Origin of the sequence: Phaeobacter sp. LSS9 (assembly GCF_003443595.1) — a bacterium.
Classification (GTDB): Bacteria; Pseudomonadota; Alphaproteobacteria; order Rhodobacterales; family Rhodobacteraceae; genus Phaeobacter; species Phaeobacter piscinae.
Genome location: NZ_CP031956.1, coordinates 1,193,478 through 1,206,533 on the forward strand (window position 1 = coordinate 1,193,478; position 13,056 = coordinate 1,206,533).

General features: G+C 59.0%; 14 protein-coding genes. 6 read left to right on the forward strand and 8 right to left on the reverse strand.

Annotated elements, in window-relative coordinates:
* Window positions 1-66: 66 nt before the first annotated feature.
* Window positions 67-1,122, forward strand: coding sequence for a Glu/Leu/Phe/Val dehydrogenase dimerization domain-containing protein (locus D1820_RS05700; RefSeq protein WP_096871625.1), 1,056 nt, complete (start codon window positions 67-69; stop codon window positions 1,120-1,122).
* 247 nt (window positions 1,123-1,369) lie between these two features.
* Window positions 1,370-1,642: a YrhK family protein gene (locus tag D1820_RS05705; RefSeq protein WP_118070055.1), complete on the forward strand. Its 273-nt coding sequence runs from the start codon at window positions 1,370-1,372 to the stop codon at window positions 1,640-1,642.
* Between the two features lie 194 nt (window positions 1,643-1,836).
* Here the strand turns inward: D1820_RS05705 and D1820_RS05710 are convergent, their stop codons facing one another.
* Entirely contained in the window at window positions 1,837-2,859 is a 1,023-nt protein-coding gene (locus D1820_RS05710) for a bifunctional GNAT family N-acetyltransferase/class I SAM-dependent methyltransferase (RefSeq protein ID WP_254683361.1), read from the reverse strand.
* A gap of 110 nt (window positions 2,860-2,969) precedes the next feature.
* Here D1820_RS05710 and D1820_RS05715 point away from each other — a divergent pair, with 110 nt between their 5' ends.
* Complete coding sequence (locus tag D1820_RS05715) at window positions 2,970-3,380, forward strand: MarR family winged helix-turn-helix transcriptional regulator (RefSeq protein ID WP_254683362.1); 411 nt, start codon at window positions 2,970-2,972, stop codon at window positions 3,378-3,380.
* A 64-nt stretch (window positions 3,381-3,444) separates the two neighbouring features.
* Window positions 3,445-3,852 (forward strand): hypothetical protein, encoded by a 408-nt coding sequence (locus D1820_RS05720; RefSeq protein ID WP_118068174.1) that lies wholly within the window; start codon window positions 3,445-3,447, stop codon window positions 3,850-3,852.
* A gap of 205 nt (window positions 3,853-4,057) precedes the next feature.
* On the opposite strand, the gene lon is transcribed toward D1820_RS05720, so the two are convergent.
* The 5 genes from lon to tgt all read right to left on the reverse strand — a co-directional run bounded on the left by lon (window position 4,058) and on the right by tgt (window position 9,543).
* Entirely contained in the window at window positions 4,058-6,472 is a 2,415-nt protein-coding gene (gene lon / locus D1820_RS05725) for an endopeptidase La (RefSeq protein WP_096871631.1), read from the reverse strand.
* A 293-nt stretch (window positions 6,473-6,765) separates the two neighbouring features.
* Complete coding sequence (locus D1820_RS19080; RefSeq protein ID WP_155805565.1) at window positions 6,766-6,918, reverse strand: hypothetical protein; 153 nt, start codon at window positions 6,916-6,918, stop codon at window positions 6,766-6,768.
* A 275-nt stretch (window positions 6,919-7,193) separates the two neighbouring features.
* Complete coding sequence (locus D1820_RS05735) at window positions 7,194-7,544, reverse strand: hypothetical protein (RefSeq protein WP_254683363.1); 351 nt, start codon at window positions 7,542-7,544, stop codon at window positions 7,194-7,196.
* Window positions 7,545-7,642: 98 nt separating this feature from the next.
* Complete coding sequence (locus D1820_RS05740) at window positions 7,643-8,338, reverse strand: hypothetical protein (protein WP_145958077.1); 696 nt, start codon at window positions 8,336-8,338, stop codon at window positions 7,643-7,645.
* 74 nt (window positions 8,339-8,412) lie between these two features.
* Window positions 8,413-9,543: a tRNA guanosine(34) transglycosylase Tgt gene (tgt, locus tag D1820_RS05745; protein ID WP_118068177.1), complete on the reverse strand. Its 1,131-nt coding sequence runs from the start codon at window positions 9,541-9,543 to the stop codon at window positions 8,413-8,415.
* A 363-nt stretch (window positions 9,544-9,906) separates the two neighbouring features.
* On the opposite strand from tgt, the gene D1820_RS05750 reads away from it, so the two are divergent.
* Window positions 9,907-10,800, forward strand: a complete 894-nt coding sequence (locus tag D1820_RS05750) for an SPFH domain-containing protein (RefSeq protein WP_040179935.1) — start codon at window positions 9,907-9,909, stop codon at window positions 10,798-10,800.
* The gene (locus tag D1820_RS05755) at window positions 10,797-11,075 is read left to right on the forward strand and encodes an NfeD family protein (protein ID WP_040170575.1); all 279 of its coding nucleotides are present in this window, start codon (window positions 10,797-10,799) and stop codon (window positions 11,073-11,075) included. Before D1820_RS05750 ends, D1820_RS05755 begins: the two co-directional genes overlap by 4 nt.
* Window positions 11,076-11,166: 91 nt before the next feature.
* Here the strand turns inward: D1820_RS05755 and D1820_RS05760 are convergent, their stop codons facing one another.
* Both D1820_RS05760 and D1820_RS05765 read right to left on the reverse strand, forming a co-directional pair.
* Window positions 11,167-11,841: a DUF1826 domain-containing protein gene (locus D1820_RS05760; protein ID WP_118068178.1), complete on the reverse strand. Its 675-nt coding sequence runs from the start codon at window positions 11,839-11,841 to the stop codon at window positions 11,167-11,169.
* Entirely contained in the window at window positions 11,838-13,049 is a 1,212-nt protein-coding gene (locus tag D1820_RS05765) for a GTP-binding protein (RefSeq protein WP_118068179.1), read from the reverse strand. The genes D1820_RS05760 and D1820_RS05765 overlap by 4 nt, the downstream gene beginning before the upstream one ends.
* Window positions 13,050-13,056: the final 7 nt, after the last annotated feature.

Genomic DNA, 13,056 nt, shown 5'->3' on the forward strand with positions numbered 1-13,056 from the left:
GCATTTTGGAGGAAACCAGCGGTTCCCTGACGGTATTCTCTGGCGAAATGGAGGAGCAATCCAATAATGACAGCCACACTTACCCCCGTCGCCACCTCGACACATGAAGAAATCTACCGCGTCGAGGACGCCTCGGTCGGCCTCACGGGTTTTATCGCCGTGCATTCGACCCTGCTTGGGCCTGCGGCAGGCGGGTTGCGGATGCGCCCCTATGCCAGCGCCGAAGAGGCGCTGACCGATGTCAAACGCCTGAGCGAAGGCATGACCTATAAGAACGCGGCTGCAGGTCTCGCGCTTGGCGGTGGCAAGGCTGTGATCATGGGCGATCCTGCCACCCAGAAAACACCCGAGCTGCTGCGCGCCTTTGCCCGTGCCATCGACAGCCTGAACGGCCGCTACATCACCGCCGAAGACATGGGCATGAGCCCCGAAGATATGGCGATCCTGGCCGAGGAAACCACCTCGGTCGCCGGGCTGGCCGATGGGGAATACGCCTCCGGCGATCCCTCCCCCATCACCGCGCGCGGCATCTTCAACGCCATCCGCACCGCATGGGAGCACAAGACGGGTCAGATCGACCTCACCGATCGGGTTGTCTCCGTTCAGGGGCTGGGTCACGTGGGCTGGTACCTCTGCGACTTCCTCAACAAGGCCGGCGCCAAACTGATCGTCACCGATGTGAACAAGGCGCAGGTCACCCGCGCGGTCGAGACCTTCGGTGCCACAGCCGTTGCCCCGGATGAGATCTACGCCGTTGAGGCGGATATTTTTGCCCCCTGCGCGATTGGTGGCATCCTCAACAGCAACACCATCCCTCAGCTGAAGGTGGCTCTGGTGGCCGGTGGCGCCAACAACCAGCTGGCCTCGTCCCAGGACGCAACCGCCCTGCATCAGCGCGGCATTCTCTATGCCCCCGATTTTGTGGCCAATGGTGGTGGCATCATCAATGTGGCGACAGAGATCCAGAAAATCAGCAACCGCAACAGCTTTGTCGCGGACCGGCTGGAGGCGCTTGAGGTGACCATGGCTGCGATCCTGACGCAGGCGGCCGCAGATGATGTCAGCCCCGACGCGGTCGCCATCGCCACCGTGCAGGCGAAAATGACGCCAAAGGCCGCCTAAGCCACGGCAGCAACATTCGACGCGCCCCTTTCTGTGGGGCCGTCAACCAACCCCGCCACCAAAGAGCGGGCGCCAGACGGAAGCCCCCTATATAATCAGGGGGAGATACGACCAAACATAGAGGGCAGCCCAGATGGGTTGCCCTTTTTTGTGCCCAGCGGATCCAGCCTGCAGACAGGCGTTGAACCAAACCGCCATTCAGGCGTTTGATGACAGCAGCACAAAAGAACACCCCAAGGAGAACCGCATGCCCCTGTTCCATCCCGACAATCGCAACCGCAGTGATCGACACAAAAAGATCTACGCCTATTGCGAAATTGCCTACACCATTGTCGATGTCTCGGCTGCGGTGCTGTTCGTGGTGGGCAGTGTGTTGTTTTTTCAGGAGTCCACGACCTATGTCGGCACCTGGCTGTTCCTGATCGGATCAATCCTCTTTGGACTGCGCCCGACCATCAAACTCTACCGCGAATATGCCTACCTGCGACTAGGTGACTATGAGGACGTTACCCGCCAGTGACATCGCTCCGCGTTGCCCCGTCCTGACGTATTAAAATCCAAAACCACGCGCCTTGGGGACCATAGGCTCCGATGACGTCTCTGCGTGCAACCCGATGCGACGATGATCCCCGATTTGGGGATCAAACGCACCGGGCAGCGCCGCTCTCACCGCCGGTCCTCGACTGGCCGCTGTGAATGCCAATTCGCCCGCCATCAGGTGTCACGCCGTAGAATGAGATGGCCGTCGGTCTCCCGATGGAGGGACCAGGGCGCGTCACGTGCGTCAAAGACCTCTTTAAATGCTGCCATGTTTTCAGGCTCATCACTGATTATCACCCAACCTTGCAGGACAACATGGCCTATCAGACGCTTGAGAACCGCTACTCTGTTTTCAACAGGCAGGAGGTGCAGTGTACGATCGATGAGGAGCACTTCAAACTGCCCGACCGGCCGGAAATCCAAGATATCTGCAACGATCCCTTCGACCCTGAGGTTTTCATGGTTACCCGCAGCCACCAGATCTTTGATCCCATTTGGTGCGATATCAACACCAACGACAGAGTGCCCCAATCGGGCAATAAAAAGCGCGTCACGCCCCTGGCCGCAGCCAATATCCAGGACGCGCAAGTTGCCCTCAGTCAGCGCGCTGAAAAACCCAACAATCTCCGGCGATGGCGCGCCAAGCGCCTGCGCAGTGGAGCGATAGAGGCGATCAAAATCGAACTGCGTGTCCCTGCGAAACATCGTGGTGCCGGGGTCGGTATGGTCCGAGACCTGTTCAAAACCATTCTTCTCCAGCGCCTTTACGGACGCAATATTCTCAGGTGCAACACCGGCAAAAAGCTGGGTCCCCTCCCCCTGGTCCTGATACCAGGCAACCAATCCGCCTATCAGCTCCGATGCGAAGCCTTTGCCCCACATGATCTCGGAAAAGAGATATCCGATGTGAACCGTCGGGGGATATTCCGCATTGCCGGAGGCGGCCAGGATGAGGAGGCCAATCAGGGTCGTATTGTCATCACGAATCGTAAGCACATGGCTTTCTGCATGTCTGGCGGCAACCCAGTCGGAAATAGCCGCTTCAGTATCCGCGAGCTGCATCGGCTCCGGCAGGCTCCTCAGGACAGGTGGTGTCAGAATGACTTTCAGCTCCGCCACAAGTGCCTGCTTTTCTTGCTCAGAGCCAAAGACAGTATCCCAAGATTCCAGGCGAAGCCTGTCGGTTTCAAATGCCATTTCCCGGACCATTGCGCGCCCTCCAACCTTGGTGACGGTCTCCACGTATAGGCTTGACACGGCAGCGCTATACGTTAGTTAGGAAGACGTACTAATAGATGGATGTCAAGGTGACCCTCGAACATTTCCTCCAGTTGGCACATCGGCGCTGCCAGCGCGCATGGGCCGAACTCAGCGCAGATCTGCGGTTGAGCCATAACGAGTTCGAATACCTGCGTGCGATCAGAGATCAGGAAGACAAAACCACCGACAAGGACAATCATGGTCAACACCTTCAGGATGTTGTGAATGATCTGGGAGTAAGGAAGTCATCCGCCAGTGCGATGGTCCTGAAGCTGGAGGACAGAGGTTTGGTTGCCCGCTTCCCCTGCCGCTATGATGCGCGCGCGCAGCACATCATTTTGACCGAAGCTGGCAAGGCATTGTTGGCCAGCGGTGAAAGCGTCTACGAGGCTGTCGCACGTGAGCTGGCATCGGAACTCCCCGCTGATATCGCTGGGGCATTTGAACGAGGGCGCTGAAGCCGACGCCTCGCCATTTATTCAAATTAGCACGTCCTGCTAACTATCTATATTGAAACCTGAAATGACGTTTGAACTTACACTGTTGGGCACCGCCATTCACATCTTGATTTGGGAGAAACTTCCTGAATGGGGAACCTGGTTCAAAACCCTCATCTCCCTGCTGCCAGGCCCGTTTCGCAGGCTGTACGAGCAGTGGCACTGCCCGTTCTGCGCTGGTTTCTGGATCGCACTGGGTCTTCACTGGATGACAGGATTCTGGACACTTCCCGCGCTGAATGGGCTCTCCGACCGTCTGGGTACAACTGGGGTCCCTGTCGCATGGACCCTGGACGCTCTGGCAACAGCCACTTTGATCTATACCGCAATCATCACGCTAAAAGCCGTAGGCCTGCCCGCAATGAAAGCACATATGATGAAGGAGGATTTCATGGCCTCAGCTTTTGCGGATGGATCGGCGACCACAGACTGATGAGATAAAGCGGTTGGTCGACCGGCCTGCCCAGTCGCACCACATCAGCGCCGTCACGATCATAGGCGCGTCAGGTCGGGGCGCGCCTATGGTCACATTTTCTCAGCGGTATAAATGACGTCGGGCGACCCCAGCAGGGCCGCCCGTTTGTGATTGTCGAGTACAGACCAATGTCAGATCATACGGGCAGCGCCCGCTGCCCTGATCAATGGGCCGTGGCTCCCGCCGTGTCGTCGGGCGCGCCCAAGGCGGCCTTGGCTGCGGCGGCGGCTTCCTCTGCCGCCTCATCCCACTCCACCGGCTCCGGCGTGGCGGTCAGCGCATGTTTCAGCACCTCGGAGACGTGGCTGACGGGAATAATGGTGAGCCCTTCTTTCACGTTGTCCGGGATATCCGGCAGGTCTTTTTCATTCTCCTGCGGGATCAACACCGTCTTGATACCACCGCGCAGGGCCGCCAGCAATTTCTCCTTCAGGCCGCCAATGGCTGTCGCGTTGCCACGCAGCGTCACCTCGCCAGTCATGGCAATGTCCTTGCGCACCGGAATACCGGTCAACACCGACACAATCGCTGTCACCATCGCCAGACCCGCGCTTGGCCCATCCTTTGGCGTGGCGCCGTCCGGCACGTGCACATGGATGTCGATCTTGTCGAACTTCGGCGGTTTCACCCCCAGTTGAGGTGAGATCGACCGCACATAGCTGGACGCCGCCTCGATCGACTCCTTCATCACATCGCCCAGCTTACCGGTGGTCTTCATCCGACCTTTGCCCGGCAGGCGCAGGGCCTCGATGCTCAGCAGTTCACCGCCGACCGATGTATAGGCCAGACCGGTCACAACACCGACTTGATCCTCTTTCTCGGCGAGCCCGTAACGATACTTCGCAACACCAAGGAAATCATCCAGATTATCGCCTGTGACAGATACGGTCTCCGCCTCTTTCTTCACGATCTTGGTCAGCGATTTCCGCGCCACTTTGGCGATTTCCCGCTCCAGGTTCCGCACCCCCGCCTCGCGGGTATAGGTGCGGATGATCTCGGTCAACGCCTCATCGGTCAGCTCGAACTCCTTGGCCTTCAGGCCATGGTTTTTCACCTGCTTTGAAATCAGGTGCTGCTTTGCGATCTCGCGCTTCTCGTCCTCGGTATACCCCGACAGCGGAATGATCTCCATCCGGTCCAAGAGCGGCCCCGGCATGTTGTAGCTGTTCGATGTGGTCAGGAACATCACGTTCGACAGGTCATATTCCACTTCAAGGTAGTGGTCCATGAAGGTCGCATTCTGTTCTGGGTCCAGCACCTCCAGCATCGCCGATGCCGGATCGCCACGGAAATCCTGCCCCATCTTGTCGATTTCATCGAGCAGGATCAGCGGGTTGGTGGTTTTCGCCTTCTTCAGCGCCTGAATGATCTTACCGGGCATGGAGCCGATGTAGGTCCGGCGGTGGCCGCGGATCTCGCTCTCATCGCGCACCCCCCCAAGGGAGATGCGGATAAACTCACGACCGGTTGCCTTGGCGACAGATTTACCAAGCGAGGTCTTACCAACACCCGGAGGGCCAACGAGGCACAGGATCGGACCCTTCAGCTTGGCAGAGCGTTGCTGCACCGCGAGATATTCGACAATGCGCTCCTTGACCTTTTCCAGACCGTAGTGATCGGCGTCCAGAATGTCCTGGGCTCGGCTCAGGTCTTTCTTCACACGCGATTTGGTGCCCCAGGGCAGCGCCAGAATCCAGTCGAGGTAGTTGCGCACAACTGTGGCCTCGGCCGACATCGGCGACATGTTCTTGAGCTTCTTCAGCTCGGCCTCAGACTTTTCGCGCGCCTCTTTGGACAGCTTGGTTTCAGCGATCTTCGCCTCCAGCTCAGCCACCTCGTTGGAGCCGTCCTCGCTGTCGCCCAGCTCCTTCTGAATGGCCTTCATCTGCTCATTCAGGTAATATTCGCGCTGGGTCTTTTCCATCTGCGTCTTGACGCGGGTCTTGATCTTCTTCTCGACCTGCAGCACCGACAGCTCGCCCTGCATCAGGCCGTAGACCTTCTCCAAACGCTCAGAGACCGACAAGGTCTCCAGCAGATCCTGCTTATTGTCGACCTCGATCCCCAGATGACCGGCGACCAGATCGGCCAGCTTGGCCGGTTCTGTGGTCTCACCAACGGCGCTCAGCGCCTCTTCCGGGATGTTCTTGCGGACCTTTGCGTAGCGCTCGAACTCATCCCCGACAGTGCGCAGCAGCGCCTCAACGGTGGTCACATCGCCGGGCATCTCGGTCAGATACTCTGCGCGCGCCTCAAAGAAATTGTCGTTTTCCAGATATTCGGTGATCTTCACCCGCGCGTGGCCTTCGACCAGCACCTTCACAGTGCCGTCGGGCAGCTTCAGCAGCTGCAACACATTGGCCAGCACGCCAACATTATAAATGCCATCGGATTGCGGATCATCCTCCGCCGGGTCGATCTGACTGGACAGCAGGATCTGCTTGTCGTCGGTCATCACCTCTTCCAGGGCACGCACCGATTTGTCCCGCCCGACAAACAGCGGCACGATCATATGCGGGAACACAACGATGTCGCGCAGCGGCAGGACGGGGTAGGATGAATTGAGTGGCTCTTGCATACTCGGTCCTTCGATTTGGCAAGACGCCCCCGCCCCGATCAACCGGCAGCTTTGGTGCGTCTCCTCATTGGCTTTTTTATCTGGTGCAGCAGGAGAAGGATTTCAACCGCCGTGCCTCAATGTTTGGGATCACATTGCCCGCAGCGCGTCCGGACCACAAGGGCGCAAATGGGCACAAGGATACCAAATGATGAAAGGCGACCCCGAGAGGCCGCCCATTCACAAGATCTGTTAACTGATCTGCCCAAAATGCCATCGGTCAAGGGACATCCACACCGCGTTCCGCTGCAATGCTAGTCGATGGCCGTGACACTCAGATGGCCCAGACTACCGCCGCGCGCCACCGGATCCGAGCGGTCATCCATCAGCGCAAAAATCGCCACCCCCGTGGCCAGTAATATCATCAGCGAACAATGCGCCAGTCCAGTCGAAGCGGTGTCATTCATCGGATCTCTCCACTTGGGTCGTTATATGCCTGCCTCGCAGTTCACTGCTGATTTGTGGCGCAAAGGTGTTCAGGGCGGGTCCCGCTGATGAACATTCGCTCAAGTTTTCGACAACACGGACACAACACAAAGGGAACACAGGCAAACTCCGACGCGCGCCCCTCCACCTCAAATCACAACCGCTCAATATCGCCTTGCGCGCGGGTGTCGTGGAAGTCCTTTTGCCAGACCTCAAAGCGGCTCCTCGCCAGTGGTAAACGCGGTCTGCCCGCATCTCAAAACTCTGCGGGCCGTTTGTCCTTACGACGCACGTACGGGACCATGCCCGATGACAAGTTGTACACATCACCAGCCAACGCACCCTCAAGCGCCCCACCCAGAACGGTCTGCAACTGGCATTCTTTTTGACCACCGACAACACCCGTCACGGGATTGTAGGAGCTGTGAGGATAGGTGAAGCAGAGGTAATACTCGCCTGCGACAAGCTCTTGAACCCAATCCCCACGAAGCGCAGCCCTGTTGCCGGGATACCAAAGCCAGACATGCTTTTCGCTGTAGTAGGTCACTTGGTAGCCATGCCCCTTGTCCCAGTGCAGATAGGTTACTCCTGAGGAGGGATAGGTCAATCCCTCCTCAGAGATCCGGTCTACGGAGGGATTGAGTTTGGTAGTCTCCCGCCCGCCGCACGCGGCAAGACATAGCGCAATAAGCCCGACACTCCTCCCTAGAACAAGCATTTCATCCTCAGTAAGGCTGATTTGGTGCCGCTGTAGCGATAAGTTTTGTAGTAGAAATTCGGTACCGGTCTGGTTTCACGATTCAGGAGAAAGCCAATTCCGAGCCGGTCTAAGTCCGCTTTTTTCATCTCCAGAATTCGATCCAAACGACCGCCTAGCGCCGCATTCACACGGGCCTGTTGCTGGGGTGTCAACGGAACGTCCTCGCGGATCGGTCTGTCATCAAGGCTCACCGTGCCAGCGGCACAAATTGTCTGGCGTGCGGCCGTTTTTGCCAATCCCAAGACACGCCCTGACGTCCGGCCCGAAGTCAGGTCACTGTGAAGGGCAACCAGCTCAGGCTTTGATAGCCCGGCAAAAACGCTGCTCGGCAAATGCTCAGGCGGACGGAAGGTGCTTTCTGATGTGCCTACGGTAACTTGAAAGTAGACGGCGTTACCCTTGACGGCATCATGCCGCGCTGCACCACCCGGAACAAAAAGCACCGCAGCCGAGACTCTCTTGGCAGCAAGGCCACCATCAAAAAAGGGTCTATCGCCACCGCGCTGATAGAGCTCCATCGCGGCAACATCTTGAAAGCTCAGCTGTTTAGGCGGTCGGGATGATGAGCTGCCACCCTCCATGCATGCAGAGAGGCTCAATACAGTGCTCAAACAAACTGTGACGCGTGTCAAAAAATTCATCGGGTCAATTCCATACCAGTGAAAAAACATAACTTCAAATCCACTGCCAGTGCGCAGTCGATTTTGGTTTGTGATTACAACCGCTCAATATCGCCTTGCGCGCGGGTGTCGTGAAAATCCTTCTGCCAGGCCTCAAAACTGCACGCTGCGATCGCGTCGCGCATACCGCCCATGATCTCCTGGAAGTAATGCAGGTTGTGCCAGGTCAGCAGCATGCCGGAGATCATCTCGTTGGAGCGGAACACATGGTGCAGATAGGCGCGGGAATAGTTGCTGCACGCTGGGCAGGAGCACTTCTCATCCAAGGGGCGCGGGTCGTCCTGGTGGCGGGCGTTTTTGATATTCACCACACCGTAGCGGGTGAACGCCTGCCCCGTCCGACCAGAGCGCGACGGCAACACGCAGTCCATCATGTCGATGCCACGGGCCACCGCGCCGACGATATCATCGGGCTTGCCCACGCCCATCAGGTAGCGCGGCTTATCCTCGGGCAGGAAACCGGGGGCATAATCAAGGCAATCAAACATCGCCTCCTGCCCTTCACCGACCGCAAGGCCACCCACCGCATAGCCCTCAAAACCGATCTTGGTCAGTGCCTCGGCGCTCTCTTCGCGCAGATCCTGTTCCAGCCCGCCCTGCATAATACCAAACAGCGCATGGCCCGGACGGTCGCCGAACGCCTCGCGGCTGCGCTCGGCCCAACGCATCGACAGGCGCATCGATTCAGCAATGCGGTCGCGGTCCGCAGGCAGCGCCGGGCATTCGTCAAAACACATCACAATGTCGGACCCCAAGAGCTTCTGGATCTCCATCGACCGTTCTGGCGTCAGCTCGTGCTTGGAGCCATCCACATGGCTTTTGAAGGTCACGCCCTTCTCGGTCAGCTTACGCAGACCTGCCAGCGACATCACCTGAAACCCGCCACTGTCCGTCAGGATCGGTCGCTCCCAATTCATGAACTTGTGCAAACCGCCAAGGCGGTCGATCCGCTCAGCCGTGGGGCGCAGCATCAGATGATAGGTGTTGCCCAAGAGGATATCCGCCCCGGTCGCACGCACGCTCTCCGGCATCATCGCCTTTACGGTTGCCGCCGTGCCAACCGGCATGAAGGCAGGCGTGCGGATCTCCCCGCGCGGTGTATTGATCACCCCGGTGCGGGCCTTGCAATCGGTGGCTTTCAGGTCGAATGAGATTTTCGGCGCCATGATATCTTCCTCGGGGCTGTTTTATGCGGGGCCCGCCGCAGCAGGTCCATGTCCGACGGGATCACCTGACCCCGGCCTCCCTGCCGTCCGCAACCGGATCAACAGAACCTGCCGCATGTGCCCGATCCCGCCCCGGTTTTCAACCCTGTATGGCCGCAGGCCAACCAAAGATCAAAGCGCCCCAACTCAGCCTCAGCGTCTCATAATGCGTCCGGTCCTGACAGGTTCCCCGTCTCTCTTCCCTTGCCTGCCGGCCCCGCAAACGCCATAGAAGACAGGACTGGGCGGCGGCCCCGGCCTTGAAACCCGCGATGGCAGCCCTCAAATGAATACCATAGTATACAAATGATATTGTGAGGCAAAATGACCGAAGAACTCCTGCTCAGCCTTCTGACGCAGAACATCATCTACATTCTTGGCGCGATTTTCCTGATCATCCTGATCTTCAAGGGCATCCGCATCGTGCCGCAGTCCGAGAAATATGTGGTCGAACGCTTTGGCCGCCTGCATGCGGTGCTTGGGCCGGGGATCAATTTCATCGTGCCGCTTCTGGATTCCGTAGCCCATAAGGTCTCCATTCTGGAACGTCAGCTGCCCAATGCCAGCCAGGACGCCATCACCAAGGACAACGTGCTGGTGCAGATCGACACCTCCGTCTTTTATCGCATCCTTGAGCCGGAGAAGACCGTCTACCGGATCCGTGACGTGGACGGCGCCATTGCCACCACCGTGGCCGGCATCGTGCGGGCCGAGATCGGCAAGATGGATCTGGATGAGGTGCAATCCAACCGATCCCAGCTGATCGGTCAGATCCAGAACAGCGTCGAAAGCGCCGTGGATGATTGGGGCATTGAGGTGACCCGCGCCGAGATCCTGGATGTGAACCTCGATCAGGCGACCCGCGACGCCATGTTGCAGCAGCTCAATGCCGAACGCGCCCGCCGCGCCCAGGTGACCGAGGCCGAGGGTCAGAAACGCTCCGTCGAGCTGGCCGCTGACGCCGAACTCTACGCCGCCGAACAAACCGCCAAGGCGCGCCGCATTCAGGCTGACGCCGAAGCCTACGCCACCGAGGTCGTCGCCAAGGCGATCGCCGAAAACGGGCTGGAGGCCGCGCAGTATCAGGTTGCTCTGAAACAGGTGGAGGCGCTCAACACCCTTGGGTCCGGCGATGGCAAACAGACCATATTGGTCCCTGCCAACGCGCTTGAGGCCTTTGGCAATGCCTTCAACATGCTGAAAGGTGTCGGCAAATGACCGCCCTGCTCTCGGTCTGGTGGGTCTGGATCGCGATCGCGATCGGCCTCGCCATTGTCGAGATCCTGGCGCCGGGGTTTATGTTCCTCGGCTTTGCCCTCGGCGCTGTGGTGGTCGGGGTGCTCCTCGCCTTTGCGCCAGCAGGCAGCATTACCCTGCCCGTGCTCCTGTTGATTTACGCCACCCTGTCCCTGATCGCCTGGCTGGTCCTTCGCCACTTCTTCAAAGGACCAAAGGGCCAGGTGAAACACTTCGACCGCGATATCAACGACTGAGTAGACCCCGCCCGATAGACTTCGGGCGGGGGTGTCGACCTTGGTGGTCAGATCCCTTGCGTTTTAGAACACACGACAGACAGGCACCTCGCTAGTGCAGCGGCACCCCGGCGGGCGCAGCCAGATGGTTGTCCACCTCCTCCTCCGGGTCGGTCACCGGATCCAACACCAGCACCAAACGGGTTTCACCGGTGCCTTCAATCGGCGGGGACCGGTGCAACAGACCGGATACCGGTTGCGCAGGCCAGCGCGTGCCGCGCAGCAGCAGGGGGGATCCGGTCGCAACCGTCTGAACATGGGCCGGGGCCTCGCCCTGGTGAGACACCCCAAGCTGGGTTCCGGTGCCCCGGTAGGTGCAGACCAATCGGGCCGCGATAGCATCGACATGGAACTTACGGCAGGCGTTTGTGGTCACCACGTCCAGCCGGAACCGCAGATATCTGGTATCCATCAACGATGAAAACGCGCCCGCCAGCCGTGTGACATCCGCCTGAAGCCAATCCTGTTCCGGCCCCTGTGGCAGGCCGGACATGGCGCAGACCTCCGCAAAGACCCGCGCCACCATATCTGGCTGGACAATGACACGCCCCCGGGGCAGCCGGTCCGGGTCAACCCGGTCAAGCCAATGCTGCACATTGGCGGGCGCCTCCCGCTGCCAGATCAGCGCGGCGCAATCAGGGTCCAGAAACCGCCGCAGTCCGGCGTCATCCCGTGTCAGATCAAAGTGCTTCGCTACGTCCGGGGCGCTCTTGCGAAGCGCCCTCACGCCGCAGCCTCCGGCCGCCGCCAGATGGGAAAAGGATCCGTATAGCCGGGCAGTTGATCGGGGCCGGTGGCCACCTCCGCGGGCACAAGGCATCCATCCAGCTGTGCCTTCAGCCCGGCCCAATCGATACCGGATCCGATGAACACCAACTCCTGACGGCGATCCCCCCAAGGCTCTTGCCAATGGGCTTTTATGTAGGCACGCCCCTGCTCATGGGTTGGGTGCCGCTCCACCGGGACCGAGGCCCACCAGTTGCCGAGCGGTTTGACACTGGACAAAGCCCCGGCCAGCGAAAACTCCGCCACCCAATCCGGCCGAGTTGAGATCCAGAAATGCCCCTTGGCCCGGATCACCCCCGGCAAATCCCCATTCAGCAGCGCCAATATCCGCTCCGGTACAAAGGGTTGCCGTGCCCGGTAAACATAGGACGCGACGCCATATTCCTCGCTCTCCGGTACGTGATCGGCAAACCCGTAAAGCTCCTTCGCCCACATCGGGTGTTCATGCGCCTGTTCAAAGTCGAACAAGCCGGTATCCAGAATTTTCTCTGCCGCGACTTCACTATGATTGGCATCGATGATTTCAGCATCGGCATTCAGACTGCGAATGATCTTGCGCGCTGCATCGGCCTCATCCGGGCCTGCGTCCGCCACCTTGTTCAGGATCACCACATCGGCAAATTCGATCTGATCGGTCAGCAGATGCACCAGCGTACGCTCATCTTCCTCGCCCAGCGTCTCTCCCCGGTCCGCAAGGAAATCATGGGAGGAAAAGTTTCGGCGCAGGTTGACCGCATCCACCACCGTCACCATCGTATCAAGCCGCGCCACATCCGAAAGGCTTTCGCCCGCCTCATCGCGAAACTCAAAGGTTGCGGCAACCGGCAGCGGCTCGGAGATGCCGGTGGACTCGATCAACAGATAGTCAAACCGCCCCTCCGCCGCCAGACGCCGCACTTCCGCCAGCAGATCATCACGCAGGGTGCAGCAGATACAGCCATTGGACATTTCCACCAGTGTTTCATCGGTGCGGCTCAGCTCTGTATGCGCGCGCACCAGATCCGCATCAATATTGATCTCCGACATGTCATTCACGATCACGGCGACCCGGCGCCCGTCGCGATTGTTCAGAATACGATTGAGCAACGTCGTTTTTCCAGCTCCGAGAAACCCGGACAGGACCGTTACAGGAAGGCGATTATCTTTCATCGAAATA

Bases quoted from the DNA above. Each gene is read 5' to 3' on its own strand.
- D1820_RS05700 (WP_096871625.1), top strand. From the start codon at position 67: ATGACAGCCACACTTACCCCCGTCGCCACCTCGACACATGAAGAAATC.
- D1820_RS05705 (WP_118070055.1), top strand. From the start codon at position 1,370: ATGCCCCTGTTCCATCCCGACAATCGCAACCGCAGTGATCGACACAAA.
- D1820_RS05710 (WP_254683361.1), bottom strand. From the start codon at position 2,859: ATGGCATTTGAAACCGACAGGCTTCGCCTGGAATCTTGGGATACTGTC.
- D1820_RS05720 (WP_118068174.1), top strand. From the start codon at position 3,445: ATGACGTTTGAACTTACACTGTTGGGCACCGCCATTCACATCTTGATT.
- lon (WP_096871631.1), bottom strand. From the start codon at position 6,472: ATGCAAGAGCCACTCAATTCATCCTACCCCGTCCTGCCGCTGCGCGAC.
- D1820_RS19080 (WP_155805565.1), bottom strand. From the start codon at position 6,918: ATGAATGACACCGCTTCGACTGGACTGGCGCATTGTTCGCTGATGATA.
- D1820_RS05740 (WP_145958077.1), bottom strand. From the start codon at position 8,338: ATGAATTTTTTGACACGCGTCACAGTTTGTTTGAGCACTGTATTGAGC.
- tgt (WP_118068177.1), bottom strand. From the start codon at position 9,543: ATGGCGCCGAAAATCTCATTCGACCTGAAAGCCACCGATTGCAAGGCC.
- D1820_RS05750 (WP_040179935.1), top strand. From the start codon at position 9,907: ATGACCGAAGAACTCCTGCTCAGCCTTCTGACGCAGAACATCATCTAC.
- D1820_RS05755 (WP_040170575.1), top strand. From the start codon at position 10,797: ATGACCGCCCTGCTCTCGGTCTGGTGGGTCTGGATCGCGATCGCGATC.
- D1820_RS05765 (WP_118068179.1), bottom strand. From the start codon at position 13,049: ATGAAAGATAATCGCCTTCCTGTAACGGTCCTGTCCGGGTTTCTCGGA.